Below are 17,710 nucleotides of genomic sequence, written 5' to 3' on the forward strand. Positions count from 1 at the left end.
TTCTTTCCACCACCCATCTGACAGGAAGGGGGGAGAAGCGGTTGGAGTGTCTGCGCTGAATGAGCACCCACCGGATCCTGCCTCCTGCGGTAAAAGCCGGTGGTCCGTCGTAGCCGCCGTCGGCGACAATAGTGCGCACCGAAGGGCGGTCCTCCACATCATCGCGCAGCACGCGCGCCCCGGTCTTGTCATGAACAAAAGCGGAAGTAACGCCGGCGGCAATGACGGTGCCCTGGGTGTCCACAGCCAGGTGGCGCTTTCTTCCCTTTACCTTTTTGCCCGCATCATAACCCACCTCGTCGCCTGTGCCGGCCACGGTTTTTACCGACTGGGCATCAATGAGCAGCATCGAAGGCTCGCCGCTTCTGCCTTGCCGGCGCCGCAGCTGAATGCCCACCAGGTATAGCGCCCGGTCCAGCAGTCCGTAGCGGGCCCACTTGTTCAGGTAGTACCATACCAGGCGGTAATCGCCGTACTGCGGCGGAAGCGAGCGCCACTTGCAGCCGTTGCTCAAAAGATAAATGATGCCGCTGAAGATCAGTTGAAGGGAATGCTTGCGCCGCCGCACCTTCGGCTCAAATATTGTAGCTACTTTATTCCAAAGGGCGTCAGGCACCTGATACAGAGTTTGCATTGTAACCAATGTTTGTTCACCTCTCTATCAGCAAGCAAGACGCCCTTTTTCCTTTTGGCTCAGCTCAAACCAGACATACTGAAAACCAACTAACTAATTTTAGACAGCCTCTAAGCACCGTGCTGGTCACTGCCACGCGCCCCGTGATGCGGCAGGAAGACGACAAAACGATCGTGGAGCCCGAAAACCTCGCCGCCGCTTCCACCAGCGCCTACGAGCTCATCGAAAAAACTCCCGGGATCTTTATGGACGGGGACGGCAACATTTACCTCAACAGCACAACACCCGCTTCCATTTACATCAATGGCCGTGAACAGAAAATGAGTACGGCCGATGTGGCCACGATGCTCAAGAACCTGCCGCCCAACTCCATTGCCCGGCTCGAGCTATTGCGCACGCCCTCGGCACGCTACGACGCTTCCGGCTCCGGCGGCATTGTGAATGTGGTGCTTCGCAAAGGCGTCAAGCCCGGGCTCACCGGCTCGGTGAACGGCATCCTGAGCCAGGGTCGTTACAACACCGCTTCCGTAGGCCTCAGCCTGAACAACAACAACGGACGAACGACGACGTTCCTGAATGTAAACGTGGGCCGCCGCGATGGTTTCGAGGAGCTGCGGTCGGTCCGCTACTTCCGTGTCGATTCATTGCTGGCGCAGCAAAGCGTAACCCGTTACCCGGTGAACAACCTGTATGTCGGCTACGGTGTTTCGTTCCCGGCCGGGCGGCGTTGGGAGCTGAGCTACGATGGCCGCCTCGGCTTCACCCGCTCGCGCAACAACAGCAGCAACCTGTCCGCCATCAGCAGCGCCCTTACTGGTGTAAAAACCGGCGAGAACGAAGCGCTTGTGCAAAACCGGGCCGACTACTGGAACCTGAACCAGGGCTTTGCGGCCAAATACAAGCTGGACAGCCTCGGCTCTGAATGGAACACCGACGTTTCCTACACACTTTCCCCGAGTAAGACCGACCAGCAACTGGCGACGCAGTTTCTCCTCCCGGCGGCAGGCCACAGCGACGTACAGGGACATATCGATAACCGCCTGGAGTTCCTGTCGGCACAAAGCCATGTACTTCGCAAATTGTCGCACCGCCTCACGCTGGAAGGAGGCCTGAAAACGACGCTCGTAAACTTTCGCAACACCACCACCTACACGCGCGCCAGTGCCTTCCGCTACCGCGAAAACATCAATGCTGCTTACCTGCAGGCATCGAAAACACTGGGCAAGGGCATCGTGCTCAAAGCCGGCACGCGCCTGGAAAATACCAACATGAGCGGTCGGCAGCTGGCGCCCGGAGACACTTCGTTCGAGCTGCACCGGACCGACCTCTTTCCCTATGTTTACCTGAGCCGCGATATCATGAAGATTATGGGCTACCAGCTGCGCGCCTACCTCGTGTACCGACGCACCATCAGCCGGCCGGCTTACGAATACCTCAATCCCTCACCGCGGCTGGTGGACCCGTATTTATACGAGACGGGCAACCCGTCGCTGCGGCCGCAGTTTACCCGGAATTACGAAGCCAACGTGTCGGTAGACGAGCGGCCCGTGGTGGCCGTGGGCTTCAACGAAACGCGCGACATCTTCAACCAGGTGGTGTACCAGCAGGCCGGCGCCGACAGCAGCCGCAAGGTGGCCTACCGCACCTACGACAACCTGGGCACCAACCGCGAGCTGTACCTGCGCGCGCTGGGCGCCATCCCGGGCAAGAAAATCTTTATCGTGGCCGGCTTCCAGTACAACCGTAATTTCTACCAGGGCTTGTATGAAGGAAAGCCGCTTTCCTTCCGCCGCGGCACCTGGATGATCTTCACGTACCAGACCTACAAGTTCACGCCCACCACGCAACTCACCGTGAACGGCTGGTGGCGGATGCGCGGACAGGCGCAGTTTTACGAGCTCAGCTCCTTCGGGCAGCTGTCGATGGGCATCACCCAGCAGCTGTTCAGGCGAAAACTCGCGGTGACCCTCACGGGCAATGACCTCCTGTATACGAATAACTATGAATTCGAGCTGGCGCAGGGTTCGGTGCGTGCCACGGGTATGCGGCAATCGGATACACGCCGCGTTACCCTCAACCTCCGCTACCAGTTCGGCTTCCGGAAAAAAGAGGAGCGGGAACTGAACCTCGAGGCGCCCACGAACTGAGCGCAGGCGGCGGATTGTGGATCCCGGATCAGGGATCCCGGGCAGGGTAAAACACGAACCCACCCTTCCCGTTTTCGCCTTGCTCAGCCTATCTTTTAATGGTATTCTAATTGAGTTGCGGGCCCCGTGTTTTTAGCTTTGTGACTGCTGATTCCCTTGTGAGGGGAGCAGTTTTTCTGGTCAGTTAGTTTTGGTTTATAGAGCCCCTTTCAAGGGGCTTTTCCATTAACGCCGGCCGCTTATCCATCGCGAAAAACGTAACTTGTGGAAGGAACCATGGAAGCAGGCAAGATTTTGCTGGTAGAAGACGAAAGAAAGATCGCCGACACGCTGCGTGTAGGCCTGGCGGAGCATGGCTTCGACACGACGGTGGCCTACGATGGCCCTTCGGGATTGCAGGCCTTTACCGACGGCGCCTTCGATCTCGCCGTACTCGATATCAATCTTCCCGGTCTCAGCGGCTACCAGCTTTGCCAGGAGATTCGCAATTCAGACACCCACATTCCCGTCATCATGCTCACGGCCCTCAGCTCCCTCAACGACAAGATCGAGGGCTACGACGCCGGCGCCGACGACTACGTGGTGAAGCCCTTTGAATTCCGGGAACTGCTGATGAAGATCCGCGTGCTGCTCAAGCGCACGCAGGGACAGGCGCCGCCGGTGAGCACCACCCTACGCGCCGACGACCTCGAGATGCAACTCGACCGGAAGGAGGTGCGCCGCAACGGGCAGGTCATTCACCTTACGGCTAAAGAGTTCCAGCTGCTCGAATACCTGCTGCGTCACAAGAACCGCGTGGTGTCGCGTGCCGACATCGCCCTCAATGTGTGGGAGATCGACTTCGACACCAACACCAATGTGATCGACGTATACATTAATTACCTCCGCAACAAGGTCGACAAGCCCTTTGCGTACAAGTTGATCCACACCCAGGTGGGGATGGGGTACATCCTGAAGGAAAATTCCTGATCATGCCCATTCGCCTGCGCATTACCCTGGTTTATTCCATGATCGTCTTCCTGATCCTGGGCCTGGTCTGCGGCGGCACCTACTACTTTTCGTATGAGGCCCGAACCCGGCTGATCCGTTCCCGACTCACGAGCCGCGCGCTCAACACGGCTCGGCTGTTGAGCCGGCAGGAACTCTTCAACCGCGCCCTCGTACTGCAGATCGATTCGCTGAGCCGCCTGACGTATTCCAACAAGATCATGCAGGCCTATTCGCCTACGTTTGAAAAAGTGTACAGCTACACCGACCGGCCCGGCGATTCGCTGCCCGTATCCCGCGCGATCCTGAAGCGGGCGCTCAGCGGCAGCCCCGTATTTTTCGAATCGGGACGGATCGAGGCCGTAGCGCTCTACTTCTCCGACCCCGACAGCCATTTCATCATGGTGTCGGCAGGCGAAGATGTGGAGGGCAACGCCAGCCTGCGCCGGCTTGGGCGCGTGTTGCTGCTGATGTTCCTGGGCGGCAACCTGCTCGTGTTGCTGAGCGGGTATTTCTTTTCCTACCGCCTGCTGCGGCCCGTGCGGCGCATTACGGCCGACGTGGCAGAGATCTCGGCGCAAAACCTCGCGCGGCGGCTTAAGACCCGCGAAACCCGCGATGAATGGAGCCGACTCGCCAACACGCTCAACGACCTGCTCAACCGCCTGCAGGACTCGTTCGACATGCAGAGCCGCTTTATCAGCAATGCGTCGCACGAGCTCTCTACACCACTTACTTCTATATCGAGCCAGCTCGAAGTGGCCCTCCAGCGGGAGCGCGGGGCCGAAGACTACCGGCAGGTGATGCGGTCCATCTACCAGGACGTGCAGCACATGAGCAAGCTGACCCAGACCCTTCTTGAATTTGCCAAGGCTTCGGGCAATCCCGGCGGCCTTGAGATCGACCTGTTGCGGATCGACGAAGTGCTGCTGCGCTTGCCGGCGGAGATCGTCAAGTCGGGGCCGCGGCACCAGGTGCAACTCCATTTCGACCAGCTGCCCGAGGAAGCGTCGCAATTGCTGGTATACGGCAACGAAGCCCTGCTGTTCACCGCCATCAAAAACATCACGATCAACGCCTGCAAGTATTCCGACGACCACTTGGCGCAAGTATACCTGCGGGCGGGTCACGGAAGGATCGAAGTGGAAGTGGCCGACCGCGGCCGCGGCATCAGTCCCGAGCATATGGAACAGATCTTTTATCCCTTTTACCGCGTGGAAGAAAACCTGCAGGGCGGTTTCGGCCTTGGCCTGTCGCTCGCCAGCCGCATTGTGGGGCTGCACAAGGGGCAGATCAAAGTGTATTCCGAGAAAGGAAAAGGCACGCGTTTCCTCATTTACCTGCCGCCGGCCCATGGCGATTAGCGGAAAGCTCTTCTTTGTTTGGCATAATCTTTTATTTTGTTGCACCGTTCAGGCCCGGAATACCTACAGCAGCACAACATGACGAATCAAAACAGCAAGCCGACCTTTCTTTACGCCGAAGACGACCTGGATGACTACGAGGCCTTGAAGGAAGCGTTGGCACAGATAACGGATAAATACGAGCTCGCCCACGCGAAGAACGGCAGCGAGGTCATCGAATACCTCGAGGGCGGCCACGGCCCCAGGCCCTGCCTCATCGTGCTCGACCTGAACATGCCCATCATGGACGGTAAGGAAACCCTGCTCTGGCTCAAGGGCCAGCCTTCGTTCGACGGGATCCCGACCATGGTGTTCACCACGTCTTCGCGCGAGGAGGATATCAAACTCTGCCAAAGCCATAATTGCACGTTTTTCCGAAAGCCCACCCTGTATCGCGACCTGCTGCATGTCGTACAAATAATGCTACAAATGTGCGGCGAGCCGAAAGGGTGAAAACGGGCCCGCTGTTTGTTTCCTATACAACGATTTTGTGTCGTAAGAAAACTGTGTATTATGGAAAACCGAGAACGGCGCCAACTGGAGAAGCTCTACGTGCACGCCACGCAGGAATACCTGCAGCAACTACGTGTAGGCGCTCCGCCGCAGCAACTCGCCGAGCAGAAGTCCCGGATCCTGCATTTGTCGCGTATGCTCGATCAGCGCGGGCCGGCCACCGATCCGTCGGCTAGCCCCCTGCGCCGGCATCGTTAAGGATCCGGAGAAAAAGGGAAGGCAATAAAAAAGAGGCGCGTGAGCGCCTCTTTTTCTGACCCGTATCCATGCGGTTACGGATTCTGGTGGTGACCGTCGGTACCTTCGAGTTTCACCAGTTTGTTGTACAGGCCCATGATGAGGAAGGCTGCCGGCCACTGGCCGATGAACAGGCTCGTCTTCTGCTTGCGGAACAATTGCAGCGCGAGCGAAACGCCCATGCAGGCTACTGCCGTCCACAGGTATACATCCGAGGGAATCTTGGCCGTCTGTTTTTCGATAGCGGCCGCTACTTTACCTTCTTGAAAGGCAGGGTTGTAATTTGTTGCCATCGTATTCTGCTTTTAGTGCGCGAATCATAAGTCAAACTCCTTGCCAACCAAAAGCGCTAAATTTGAGCATGCCCCCGTTTGTAGCGGATTCATCGATCGTGCGGCGCATCTGGAGCCGGAGCGAAACCGTATTGTTTATCTTTGCCGGTGCGGCCGCCGAGTTCGCCCTCAACAAAGCGGTGGACTGGCTCTATTTCACCGGCCGCCTGCCTGCCGACCCACTCGGTCGGCTTTTTTCCACCGTTCAATACGCACGCCGCATCGTATTCGCTTCCGAGGAAAAAGCGCACGCTGCCATCGACCAGATCACGAAGATCCACCAGGCCGTGGAGCAGGCACGCGGCAGCGTTATCCCCGACTGGGCCTACCGCGACGTGCTGTACCTGCTCATCCACTATTCGATCGCTTCGTACGAGCTCCTCGAGCGTCGCATGACCGATGCTGAAAAAGAGGAGCTGTATACCGTATTTCTACAGATCGGGCAACGCATGGGCCTTTCGGCACTGCCGCCCACCTTCGCCGCCTGGTTGCCCTCGCGCGAAGAGCACCTCCTCCGCGACCTCGCGCACAGCGCCTGGACCGACGACCTTTACCAGCAGTACCGCAAGCACCTCGGCGCTTTCCGCTACTTCCTGGTGCGCCAGCTGCAGTCGGTACTTGTGCCCGCTTCGGTGCGGGAAATGCTGTCGCTGAAACCCTCGCTGCTCATCCGGGGATCGGTGCCGCTCTATAAAGCCTGCTATGCCGTGGGGCTCGACAAGCCGATCAAGGCCATCCTGCTTCCGGATAAATACAAGGCGGAAGTCGCCGCGCTTGACGTGGCGCCCGGAAGCTGAGGTAGATCAACTATGTCGAGGGAATAGGTATGCAGACCGGGGGCCACCGGCTCAGCGGCCGCCGAACCAACGTTGGCCGATGTTGTTCCGGACGTAGATGGAAGGCTTGCCCAGTTCGTCTTTGCCGTAATACCCTACGAACCAATCCTCGCCCGACATTCCGTTGATGATATGGATCGGGCCTTTGTATTTATCCGGTGCCGGGTTGATGTCCCACTTGCCTTCCAGATGCTCTGTACTGATCGGGTCCCATTTCCAGGTATGGTCCGGATTGATAGTGATGGTGCCGTGGCTATAGGCATGGACCTCGGTAGTGGTATACGTTTCATCCTCCGTGGTCGTCGTGCTCACAGTGCCCGTGCGCCAGGTGCCGTACGCATCCTCTGGATTATTGCTTCCGGGTTCCGCGTAGGATTTCCCCCGGGGCTTCAGCCGGTCCTTTTCCTGGCAGGCATTGGGGTAGGTGGGATTCTCGTATTTTACTTCGTAGCAATTCTTTGAACGGTCGTAGCCGACGATCGTAGCGGGATAATAAGAAGCTGCCCACAACACATCTACCGCATCGCCTTCCTTGAACTCGATCACGGTCGGTTGCTTGCCAAGGGAGCCCGATGAAGGATTGGCGTCGCCGCCGTCTCCTGAAGGCGCTTGGGTGGTTTTATCGGCACTGCCGCAGGAGGTTGCCAAACAAAGCGTCGCGATCAGGTAGATGCTGCGCATAAGCAGGGTTTTATTCCTTTAAGGTAATAAAGATGCACGACGTTTCCTCCGGTGCCGCAAAAATCAAGGGGCCTTCCGGTCCGTTCATCGCGCGATCCCGATCAGCAGGAATACAACGCAGAGGATAAGCAGCCATACGACGAGCATGCGGATAAAGCCCCACCAGGCCTTGAAGCTCACGTTCACCAGTGCCAGCGACGGCAGCACCAGTCCGGTGGGCGTGAGAAAACCCATAATGCCCATCCCGAAGAGATACGCATTGACCATCTCGCGGCCCGGCACGCCGGCCATGATGGCAAGGGCTCCCATGATGGGCATCGTAAGCACCGCCATTCCGGAGGAAGAGGAAATGAAAAGCGTGAACAGGATGTACAGCCCAAGCATCAGCAGGATAAACAGCACCGGCGACAATCCGGCGAGTCCCTGCGAGCTGCCATGGAGTATGGTGTCGCTGATAGCGCCGTCGTTGAGCACGATGGTCACGCCGCGGGCGATGCCTACGATGAAGGCAACGCCCAGCAGCTCCTCGGCGCCTTTGAGAAAGGAGGCGATGAATCTTTTTTCCGGCAGCCCGATAATGAGCCCGAGCAATATCGCGGCGCCGAGAAAGAGGGCGGTCATTTCAGGCAGCCACCAGTTGAGCGCCACAACGCCATAGATCATGACGCCGAAGGTGCCCAGGAAAAGCAGCAGCAGGGAGCGGTCGCGCCAGGAGAGGCGCGCCGAAGTTGCCGTCGGCAACTCGGTGGGAAACGGGCTTGCCACGACACCGTCCACGCGGTACACCCAGGAGCGGGTTGGGTCCCGTTTCACCCGCTGGGCATAGCGCACCGTGTAGGCGATCGTCAGCAGCGCGGAGGCGCCGAACATGAAGATGCGTTCGTCGAGACCGTCCTTCCAACTGATACCGGCGGCGTTGGAGGCGATGATGGTGGAAAAGGGGTTGGAGAAAGATGCGAGCGTGCCCAGCTGCGTACCGCCGAAGATGACCATGACCGGCACCAGCAGGTCGTAGCCGGCGGCCAGGAAGAGCGGAACGAGGATGGGGTAGAACGCAAACCCTTCCTCGGCCATCCCATACGAGGCGCCGCCGAAAGCAAAGAGAAAGGTCAGGATGATGATCAGCCAGGACTCGCGGCCCTTCATGCGGTAGGAGAGCGAGGACAGTCCGCGCACCAATGCCCCCGACTCGTTGAACACATACATAAATGCGCCGATGAGCAGGATAAACAGGATAATGTCGATGCTCTCGTAAATGCCCTTGATAGGAGCCTGCAGCACGGCTACGGGTCCTTGTGGCCGCGCGGACAAACGGTGGTAAGTGCCCGGTACGGACACGGGCTTCCGGATGTCGCCGTGTTCGAAAGAAGCAAGCGGGATGCGGATCTGCAGGGAGTCGAGCGTGCGCTGCGTGCCCGGCAGCGGCACCTCCACCGACGTGTCGCGCAGCTCGCCCGTAGAACTACGGTACTGCTGCGCCGAGCTGAAGTTGAAATGCCCTTCCGCGTAGGCCAGCGTTCCGTACTTGCCGGCAGGCAGCAGCCAGGTGGCCATGGCAGCCAGCACGATAACGATCATTAGGATCGTGATGGGAGTGGGGAAAGAGCGCTTTCTTTTCGACATGCCACAAAATACAACAGCCTCCGCAAAGCGGAAGCTCTCGTATTCCTTCGCCCCCAGGCGAGGTCGCAATGACGGGCTTTGCCCGTCGTCCATACAACAAAAAGCCCCGACGCAATGGACGGGGCTTCTTAAACTGGAATCAGAGATCTGAAATCAGCGATTATGCATTCTGCGGTTGCTCCACATCGTTGCGGAACACGACCACGCCGTCGAATACATCCACCAGCACGGGATGGCTTTTGTCGATGGCACCAGCGAGGATCTTCTTGCTCAGCGCATTGACGATCTCCTTCTGGATGAGGCGCTTCAGCGGCCGGGCGCCGAACTGCGGGTCGAAGCCGTTTTCAGCGAGGTAGTCTACCAGGTAATCGGAGAAGTGGAGCTGGATGCCGCTTTCGGCCACCAGGCGACGCAACCCGTCGAGCTGGATGCGGATGATACCGCGAATCTCGCCTTTCATCAGCGGGGCAAAGAGAATGATCTCGTCCACCCGGTTGAGAAACTCCGGCCGCACGGTTTCGCGCAAGCGCACCATTACTTCCGATTTCGTCTTTTCCAGCACCGTTTCCTTGTTGCGATCCGTCACGTCGGCGAAATTTTCCTGGATGATATCGGACCCCATGTTGGAGGTCATGATGATGATGGTGTTCTTAAAGTTCACCACGCGACCCTTGTTGTCGGTGAGGCGTCCGTCGTCGAGCACCTGGAGCAACACGTTCCATACGTCCGGGTGGGCTTTTTCGATCTCGTCGAGCAGCACCACCTGGTAGGGCTTGCGGCGCACGGCCTCGGTCAGTTGGCCCCCTTCTTCGTAACCGACATAGCCCGGAGGCGCACCCACAAGACGCGACACGGTGTGTTTCTCCTGGTATTCGCTCATGTCGATGCGCGTCATCATATGCTCGTCGTCGAAGAGGTAGTCGGCCAGCGCCTTTGCCAGCTCGGTCTTACCCACACCGGTAGTTCCGAGGAAGATGAACGAACCGATGGGGCGTTTCGGATCCTGCAGGCCGGCGCGGCTGCGGCGCACGGCGTCGGCCACGGCGGTGATCGCTTCATCCTGCCCCACTACGCGCTGGTGCAGTTCTTCTTCGAGGTTGAGCAGCTTCTCGCGCTCGCTTTGCAGCATCTTCGTTACCGGGATGCCGGTGGCCTTGGCCACGCTCTCGGCAATGTCTTCGGCATCCACCTCTTCTTTCATCAGGCGGCGGCTGTTGTGGCTCAGCTCGTCGAGCTCCTGCTGCAGGGTGCCGATCTGGGCTTCCTGCTCCTTGATGCGGCCATAGCGGATCTCGGCCACCTTGCCGTATTCACCTTCGCGCTCGGCCTGCTCGGCCTGCTGCTTGAGACTTTCGATTTGCGCCTTCGCATTCTGGATCTTATCGACCAATTCTTTTTCCTCGTTCCACTTTGCCTTCAGCGTATCGCGCTCCACGGCCAGGTTGGCCAGCGTGGTGTTCAGCTCTTTCAGCTTCTCGGCATCGTCTTCGCGCTTGATGGCCTCCCGCTCGATCTCGAGCTGGCGGATCTGCCGTTCCAGCTTGTCGAGTTCTTCCGGCATCGAGTTCATCTCGAGACGAAGCTTAGCGGCGCTTTCGTCGATGAGGTCAATGGCCTTGTCGGGCAGGAAGCGATCGGAGATGTAGCGGGTAGACAGCTCCACGGCGGCGATGATGGCCTCGTCCTTGATCCGCACATGGTGGTGCGTTTCATAGCGGTCTTTGAGGCCGCGCAGGATGGAAATGGCGTCTTCGATGGAAGGCTCGTCGATGAATACTTTCTGGAAGCGGCGCTCGAGGGCCTTGTCTTTTTCAAAATATTTCTGGTACTCGTTGAGCGTGGTGGCACCGATGGCGCGCAGCTCACCACGGGCCAGTGCGGGCTTCAGGATGTTGGCGGCGTCCATGGCGCCTTCGCCGCCGCCGGCGCCCACGAGCGTGTGGATCTCGTCGATGAACAGGATGATCTCGCCATCGCTCGTGGCCACTTCTTTCACCACGCCTTTGAGGCGTTCTTCGAACTCGCCCTTGTATTTGGCACCGGCAATGAGCCCGCCCATGTCGAGCGCATAGATGATCTTCGACTTGAGGGTTTCGGGCACGTCGCCGTTGACGATGCGCATGGCCAGGCCTTCTGCGATGGCGGTCTTACCAACACCTGGCTCGCCCACCAGCATCGGGTTGTTCTTGGAGCGGCGCGACAGGATGTGCAGCGTGCGGCGGATTTCTTCGTCGCGGCCGATCACCGGGTCGAGCTTACCCTGGCGGGCGAGCTCGTTGAGGTTCTTGGCGTATTTCTGCAGCGTATTGAACTGCGTTTCCTGGGTTTGCGAATTGACGGTGCCGCCCTTGCGCAGGTCCTTGATGGCCGTGACGAGGCCTTTCTCGGTAAGCCCGAAATCCTTCAGCAGCTTGGCTGTATCATCACTGCCTTGTACCAGCGCCAGCAGCAGGTGCTCGGGCGTTACGAATTCGTCGCCGAATTGCTGGATCACGGAGCCCGCACGGAGCAGGGCGTTGTTTGCGTCGCGGCCGATGTTCTGGGCCGGCTCGCCGCCTTGTACGCGTGGCAGCTTTTCGAGCAGTGCGCCAAGACGGGATTCGAGCTGGTTCACGTGCACCGCGTTCTTCTTGAGCAGGAACTCCACAGGTGAGTCCTTCTGGTCGAGCAACGCCTGCAGGATGTGCTCGGTTTCGATGTTGGCATGCTGGCGGTTGAAGGCGGCCTGCTGGGCACCCTGTATCGCTTCCGCTGCCTTGATGGTATAGTTGGATAAGTTCATAGACGTGCTTTTAGCGTTTTGTTTTCCCTGTTTTATGTATGTTCACAAATCCAATTCCAAGCCCCCATAACCGGAAATTATGACGTTTTCTTCCCGTTCGATCTGCCTGAAAGTCAGTGCTGTAGCTGTTTTCCTGCTAATCTTTCAGTCTTCCCGCGCCCAGCTCTCTCAAATGGACACCGCTTCGCTCAGTGGATTGATGGAGCAAAAGGCGCGCCTGCTCAAAAACAACAACCTGGTGCTCGCCGTGGCCAGCAAGGATACCATCGTATATAAGAACGATACCAAGTTCTTTAACGTCGGCCGTGGGCAGGGCGAAGCCGGCTACATCAGCGAATGGTTCACCACGGCGCTGGCCCTCATGCTGGTCGACGAAGGCAAGTTCGCCCTCGACGACAAGGTGGTGGACTACCTGCCCGAGTTCGGCAAATACGGAAAGAACTACATTACCATCCGCCACTGCCTCACCCACCAAACGGGTATCCAGGTGCCTTCCAAGCCGGAGCTCTTCGATTCCTACAAAGGCGAATCCTTTGAAAAGGTAGCCAATTCCATGGCTTCGAAAGAGATCCAGACCAACCCCGGCACCGAGTTTCGCTACAGCGACCGCGGCTATTATATCGTGGCGGCCATTATCGAAAAGGTGACGAAGCGCAAGTTCGAGCAGCTGATGTCGCAACGCCTCTTCCGCCCGCTCGGAATGCGGGGCTCGGGCTTTCTGAGTCTTGACGGCTCGCTCGTGAGCCCCGCCTTCGGCGCGAAGACCACCGCCGCCGACCTGACGAGCTTCGGGCGACTGCTGCTCAATAGGGGCAACTGGCGGGGCCAGCAGCTGCTGCAGGCTGAATCGGTGGAGCAATTCCGCGCCCTCGTTACCCCGGCTGCTGATGTCAAGGGCGCGCCGCGCGAAGCCCTCGGCCACGATTACGCCCTCGGCGGCTGGGTGCTCGAAGCGGAAGGCAATAAGGCAACGGCCCTCGCCATGCCTTCGTTCGGCGGTACCGCTGCCGTGATCGACTTCTGCCGCGGCTATGTATTCGCCTACCTCCTCAAGGAAACTGATAAGGACAAGAAAGCCGAAGCCCTGCTGGATATCAAGGCCAGCATCGACGGCGGCGCCGAAGTAAAATGCCAGTAGGATTGGTGTATTGGTCAAGTAGTCTATTGGTTTATTGGTAAGCGAATTCGTCGGTTACAAGTTGTGTACAATAAAAGAAGAAGGTCGCCCTGAGAGGCGACCTTCTTTATCACGAATAGACGAATAGACCAATAGACCAATTTCCTCGCATGGTACAAACTGTTTTCGCCTTTTTAACGAGCCGGGAGCGCGGGCTGCGGTCAAAAAGCCGGACCTTTGCCCCCCGCATGCCCACTACCGCCGAAAATACCCGATGGATCAAAGAAGCCGCGCTGCGCCACGGTTTCGAGCACTGCGGCGTCGCGCGTGCCGTGCCACTCGACGACGATGCCCGCCGCCTCGAGCGCTGGCTCGGGCAGGGCTACCAGGGCGACATGCGCTATATGGAAAATCACTTCGACCTGCGCGTCGACCCGGGCAAGCTGGTGCCCGGCGCCCGCTCGGTAATCACCTTCCTTAAAAATTATTACCCCGAAGAAACACCCACGTCCGACCTGCGCGTGGCGCGTTATGCGTGGGGACAGGATTACCACGACGTGATCCGCGCGCGCCTCAACACCCTGCTCGCTGAGGCCCGCAGCGCCATCGGCGCTATCGACGGACGCGGCTTCGTGGATTCAGCGCCCGTGCTGGAACGCAGCTGGGCCCAGCGCAGCGGCCTTGGCTGGGTGGGCAAGAACGGCAACCTGATCAACAAAGGCGCGGGCTCCTTCTTCTTCATCGCCACGCTGATTACCGACCTCGAGCTCGAATACGACGATCCCTTCGCCCGCGACTTCTGCGGCTCCTGCACGCGCTGCATCGACGCCTGCCCCACGGATGCGATCCTGCCCGACAAGACCATCGACGGCAGCCGCTGCATTTCCTATTTCACGATCGAATTAAAAGAAGCGCTGATCCCTTCCGAGATGGAAGGGAAGTTCGGCAACTGGTTCTTTGGCTGCGATACCTGCCAGGAGGTGTGCCCCTGGAACCGCTTCAGCAAACCCCACCGGGAGGCGGCTTTCACACCGTTCCGTGAGGTGCTCCACCTTTCGAGCGGGGAGTGGGAGGCGTTGAGCGAGGAAGCCTTCCGGAAGATCTTCCGGGGCTCGCCGCTCAGCCGCGCCAAACACAAGGGGATCCAGCGCAACCTCCGCTTCCTGAAGGGGACTTCCGGCGATTAATCAATACACCTGTATGCGGCTCAGCGCGGTCAGCGGCTGCCAGGCGCCATAACGTTCGTAACGGTATTGATACAAGCCATCTGCCGCCACCAGCAGCAGCAGCCCGTTCTGCGCGATCACATCGTAGGTGCCCTTCACCGGCACGGTTTCCAGCAGTTGCAGGTTGGAGGGATTCTGCGCGTCGTACACTTTCAGCCCCGCATCGCCATCGCACACAAACAGCCGGTTGCCGTCCTTGGCCAGCCCGTGCGGGTTGGCGAGCGGGTAGGTGCGCAGCGGCACCGGGTTGCGCAGGTCGGTCACGCGGAGCACGTTGAGTTCGTTTTGGCTGCCGAGGCAGAATCCACCGCTGCGCAGCGTTACGTACGCATCGGTGCCGTCGGTGATCACCGGGTCGCAGAGGCGGGCATGGTCGAAGCGGCTCAGGTAGGATGGGTGCGCCGGGTTGCTGATGTCGTAAATGTGCATGCCCGTGGTGGTGCCGATAAAAAGGCTGTTTCCGAACGGGTACACGGTCTCGGCATTGGCGTTGAGCAGTTGCGGTGGGGGGCTTTGCGGGTCGGCGGGGTTGGCGAGGCTGAAGGCGCGCAGGTCGTTGCCGTTGACGGTATAAAGGTGGCCGGCCGTCAGTGCGAACCGGGCCATCGACCCGGCAACACCCGAAGCGGACCCGCCCGATGCGTTGGCCAGCATAGGTCCGCCGCCCATGCCCCACCCGGAGCTGCAGGCCACCACCGTGTCGCGCACGTGGTAGCCGGCGATCAGCATCGAGGTATCGAGCGCATTGAGCTGGCTGTTCCAGGGACTACCGATGTTGGGAAAAACGCCCGGGAGGAATGTAACCGCGACGATTTGGTTCAGGTCCGACAGGTCGAATACCACCAGGTCCGACCAGGAGTCTGCATAGAGGTAGTGGCCCTGTACGGCAATGTCGTTGTTGCCGGCAACCGTCAGGAACGCTTTCTGAACCGGTACGGCGGGATTGGAATTGTCGATGATGTGGATGCCGGTGTTGACGTCGCTGAGAAAGACATACGAACCGTAGATATACAATTTGCCCGGCTGGTCGATGTTGCGCGCAGGCCCGCTGTGCATGGCGCTGCGCACTTCGCTTCGCGGCTTGTAGTACGGCGTGCGGATCTTTTGCACCGTGCGGCAATCGCCCGCCTGGCGGGCGCAGGAGCCAAGCAGGAGTGCAGGAAGCAGCAGGGCGAGGAGCAGGCGTTTCATGTGTGTCGGTTTTGCATCCTGACAACGGCCTGCGCGGTCGCGTTGCACGAAATCAAAAAGAAAAGCGAAGCGCGGCGCCTGCCTGCACGAGGCGGTTATTGCCGGTAAAGTGGCGGATGCCGATGCCCAGCTGCGGTCCGAGCTCGATGCTATGACGGCCCGCCCGGGCGATGCGGTAACGCGCGCCTGCCTGCAGCGAAAATTGCGTGCTGCGCAGCCCTTCGGGCGCGGCCGAAAGGAGGCGGGTTACGGTAAAGCCGCCGCTGAGGGCAAGGGGCAGCCGCGGCGCCGGTTGCCACTCGAGGGCAAGGGGCAGCTGCACCGAAAGGAGGTTGTACGCTATGGTCTTTTTCACCGCACCCGACGATGCGGCGCCCGGACCGCCAAAGGGATTACCGCTGCTGCTCAGCGTCATCGCTTTTTCGGTATCGTAGGCCAGGTGCCAGAGCCCCAGGTCGAGGCCGGTGACGAAGCGCAGGCGCCCCTGCAGCGGCAGCGTCAGCCGGGCGCCGATGTTCCAGGTGCTGCCGCCGCGCCAGTAGGCGGTGCTGTCGGCGCCGGTGGCGTAGTTGACCCCGATCGATTGCATACCGCCCGTACGCGCGCCGAAGGCAGCTGCGCCGCCGGCTTCCAGCGCCCATTGCAGGCGCTTTTGATGGGCCTTCGGTGTTTCCGTCGTTGAGGCAACGGCTTGTGCGCTGTCTTTCGGGCCAGCTGCCGCCCCTGCCTTATTCTTTTGCGCGCTGTCGGCCCCTTGCTGCGACGGAAGGGTTGCCCGCATCGGCTCGTCGGGGATCGGTGCCATCGATACGCGGTTGTCCGTGAGGGCGGTAACCGGTTCGGTTCCCTGGCCGGCAACGGGAGCGCCGGGTTCCATCGTGGCGGCATGCTTATCCCCGCTGCGCCCCGTGCTTCGCTGGGCAGAAGGGCGCGGCATTTTTTCCCGGGAGATGCGTGCGCTGCTTTTCTTTTCAACTGTAGTCCCCTCCGCTGGCGTCACCGGTAGCGATCCATCTTTGGCATTTACGAAAAGCACGGACGAGCCGTTGTCGCTGTGTGCGGGCTCGCTGCGTTTGTCCGGAGCCAAAACCGTTTTGTGAGCGTCCGGTGAGAGTGCAGGAGGTATAGAAGCAGCGGTTGCACCGGACAGGCCCGGCTCGTTGTTCGTTGTATCTCTGTTGCTCTTTTGGTTTCCGGGCTGCACGTTGGCCGAGGGTAGGGCAACGCTGCCTTGTTGCGGGCGCAGCAGGCACCAGGCCGCGCCGCCGCCCAGCAGAAGGAGCGGGGCGAGGAGCCAGAAAAAGAAGACCCGGCGCTTCTTTCGCTCGCGGCGGATGCGGGCTTCCACTTCTGCCCACACCGGCGCCGAAGGCGTCATACGCATGCCATCGAGCTTGCCCTGTACGTCGCGTTCGAATTTATTTGCGTGCATAAGAAACCGTTTGGGTGTTATCCTCCTGCCGCCGGATCCAGGTGATGAGCAGCGCGCGGGCGCGGGCATATTGCGAGCGGGAGGTGCCCTCCGCGATGCCCAGCAATTGCCCGATCTCGGCGTGGCTGTAGCCTTCCACGGCGTAGAGGTTGAAAATGGCCTGGTAGCCCGTCGGCAGCTGCCGCACGAGGGCCGCCAGTTCTTTGGCGTCGAGGCGCACCTCGGGGTCTTCCTGCGCCACCGGGTGCAGGTGGTCCGAATCGAAGGAAAACCCGCTGTTGTAGGGCGCGCGCTTTTTCAGGAAGTTGAGGGCGCTGTGCACCATGATGCGGCGGATCCAGCCGCCCAGCTCACCCTCGAACCGGTACTGGTGCAGGTTGAGGAACGCCTTGACGAAGCCTTCCTGCAGCACGTCCTCGGCGTCTTCGACGGATTTGGTGTAGCGGTAGCAAACGGCCAGCATGTCGGGCGCAAACAGGTCGTACAGCGCCTTTTGAGCACTGGGCTTTCCTTTGAGGGCATTGCGTACCAGTTCGCGGTGATCCATCGACAGCTTTGGGTTCGGGCTA

16 protein-coding genes are annotated in these 17,710 nt (G+C 59.6%); 8 read left to right on the forward strand and 8 right to left on the reverse strand.

The annotated features are described in order from the left end of the window. The coding region (locus E0486_RS11260) for an IS5 family transposase (protein ID WP_131851900.1) at positions 1-634 on the reverse strand (634 nt) is incomplete at its 3' end. A gap of 119 nt (positions 635-753) precedes the next feature. On the opposite strand from E0486_RS11260, the gene E0486_RS11265 reads away from it, so the two are divergent. The 5 genes from E0486_RS11265 (at position 754) to E0486_RS11285 (ending at position 5,882) form a co-directional block, all read left to right on the forward strand. After that, positions 754-2,781: an outer membrane beta-barrel protein gene (locus E0486_RS11265; protein WP_165917294.1), complete on the forward strand. Its 2,028-nt coding sequence runs from the start codon at positions 754-756 to the stop codon at positions 2,779-2,781. Positions 2,782-3,057: 276 nt separating this feature from the next. Next, complete coding sequence (locus tag E0486_RS11270; protein ID WP_131852341.1) at positions 3,058-3,750, forward strand: response regulator transcription factor; 693 nt, start codon at positions 3,058-3,060, stop codon at positions 3,748-3,750. A gap of 2 nt (positions 3,751-3,752) precedes the next feature. Next, positions 3,753-5,132: a sensor histidine kinase gene (locus tag E0486_RS11275; RefSeq protein WP_131852282.1), complete on the forward strand. Its 1,380-nt coding sequence runs from the start codon at positions 3,753-3,755 to the stop codon at positions 5,130-5,132. Between the two features lie 78 nt (positions 5,133-5,210). After that, positions 5,211-5,624 (forward strand): response regulator, encoded by a 414-nt coding sequence (locus E0486_RS11280; protein WP_131852283.1) that lies wholly within the window; start codon positions 5,211-5,213, stop codon positions 5,622-5,624. Positions 5,625-5,684: 60 nt separating this feature from the next. Then, a complete protein-coding gene (locus E0486_RS11285; RefSeq protein WP_131852284.1) occupies positions 5,685-5,882 on the forward strand; it encodes a hypothetical protein in 198 nt (65 codons plus the stop codon). Between the two features lie 74 nt (positions 5,883-5,956). Here the strand turns inward: E0486_RS11285 and E0486_RS11290 are convergent, their stop codons facing one another. Then, on the reverse strand, positions 5,957-6,214 hold the full coding sequence (locus tag E0486_RS11290) for a hypothetical protein (protein WP_131852285.1): 258 nt from the start codon (positions 6,212-6,214) through the stop codon (positions 5,957-5,959). 68 nt (positions 6,215-6,282) lie between these two features. Here E0486_RS11290 and E0486_RS11295 point away from each other — a divergent pair, with 68 nt between their 5' ends. After that, entirely contained in the window at positions 6,283-7,050 is a 768-nt protein-coding gene (locus E0486_RS11295; protein WP_131852286.1) for an oxygenase MpaB family protein, read from the forward strand. Positions 7,051-7,101: 51 nt separating this feature from the next. Here the strand turns inward: E0486_RS11295 and E0486_RS11300 are convergent, their stop codons facing one another. The 3 genes from E0486_RS11300 to clpB all read right to left on the reverse strand — a co-directional run bounded on the left by E0486_RS11300 (position 7,102) and on the right by clpB (position 12,175). Next, a complete protein-coding gene (locus tag E0486_RS11300) occupies positions 7,102-7,770 on the reverse strand; it encodes a hypothetical protein (RefSeq protein ID WP_131852287.1) in 669 nt (222 codons plus the stop codon). Positions 7,771-7,854: 84 nt separating this feature from the next. Beyond that, positions 7,855-9,393 carry a YfcC family protein gene (locus E0486_RS11305; RefSeq protein ID WP_131852288.1) on the reverse strand — a complete coding sequence of 513 codons (1,539 nt, stop codon included), beginning with the start codon at positions 9,391-9,393 and terminating at the stop codon, positions 7,855-7,857. Between the two features lie 160 nt (positions 9,394-9,553). Next, positions 9,554-12,175 (reverse strand): ATP-dependent chaperone ClpB, encoded by a 2,622-nt coding sequence (clpB, locus tag E0486_RS11310; RefSeq protein ID WP_131852289.1) that lies wholly within the window; start codon positions 12,173-12,175, stop codon positions 9,554-9,556. Positions 12,176-12,347: 172 nt separating this feature from the next. On the opposite strand from clpB, the gene E0486_RS11315 reads away from it, so the two are divergent. Further along, positions 12,348-13,313 carry a serine hydrolase domain-containing protein gene (locus E0486_RS11315; RefSeq protein WP_165917295.1) on the forward strand — a complete coding sequence of 322 codons (966 nt, stop codon included), beginning with the start codon at positions 12,348-12,350 and terminating at the stop codon, positions 13,311-13,313. A 149-nt stretch (positions 13,314-13,462) separates the two neighbouring features. Next, on the forward strand, positions 13,463-14,479 hold the full coding sequence (gene queG, locus E0486_RS11320; RefSeq protein WP_243697428.1) for a tRNA epoxyqueuosine(34) reductase QueG: 1,017 nt from the start codon (positions 13,463-13,465) through the stop codon (positions 14,477-14,479). Here the strand turns inward: queG and E0486_RS11325 are convergent, their stop codons facing one another. From E0486_RS11325 to E0486_RS11335, 3 genes are read right to left on the reverse strand one after another with little or no spacing between them, the layout of a single operon-like run. Continuing rightward, positions 14,480-15,709, reverse strand: a complete 1,230-nt coding sequence (locus E0486_RS11325; RefSeq protein WP_131852291.1) for an LVIVD repeat-containing protein — start codon at positions 15,707-15,709, stop codon at positions 14,480-14,482. It abuts the gene before it with no gap. A gap of 52 nt (positions 15,710-15,761) precedes the next feature. Beyond that, positions 15,762-17,141, reverse strand: coding sequence for a hypothetical protein (locus E0486_RS11330; RefSeq protein ID WP_131852292.1), 1,380 nt, complete (start codon positions 17,139-17,141; stop codon positions 15,762-15,764). Then, positions 17,128-17,688, reverse strand: a complete 561-nt coding sequence (locus tag E0486_RS11335) for an RNA polymerase sigma factor (protein WP_131852293.1) — start codon at positions 17,686-17,688, stop codon at positions 17,128-17,130. The genes E0486_RS11330 and E0486_RS11335 overlap by 14 nt, the downstream gene beginning before the upstream one ends. Positions 17,689-17,710: the final 22 nt, after the last annotated feature.

This window comes from Flaviaesturariibacter aridisoli (genome assembly GCF_004343705.1).
Taxonomy (GTDB): Bacteria; Bacteroidota; Bacteroidia; order Chitinophagales; family Chitinophagaceae; genus Flavisolibacter; species Flavisolibacter aridisoli.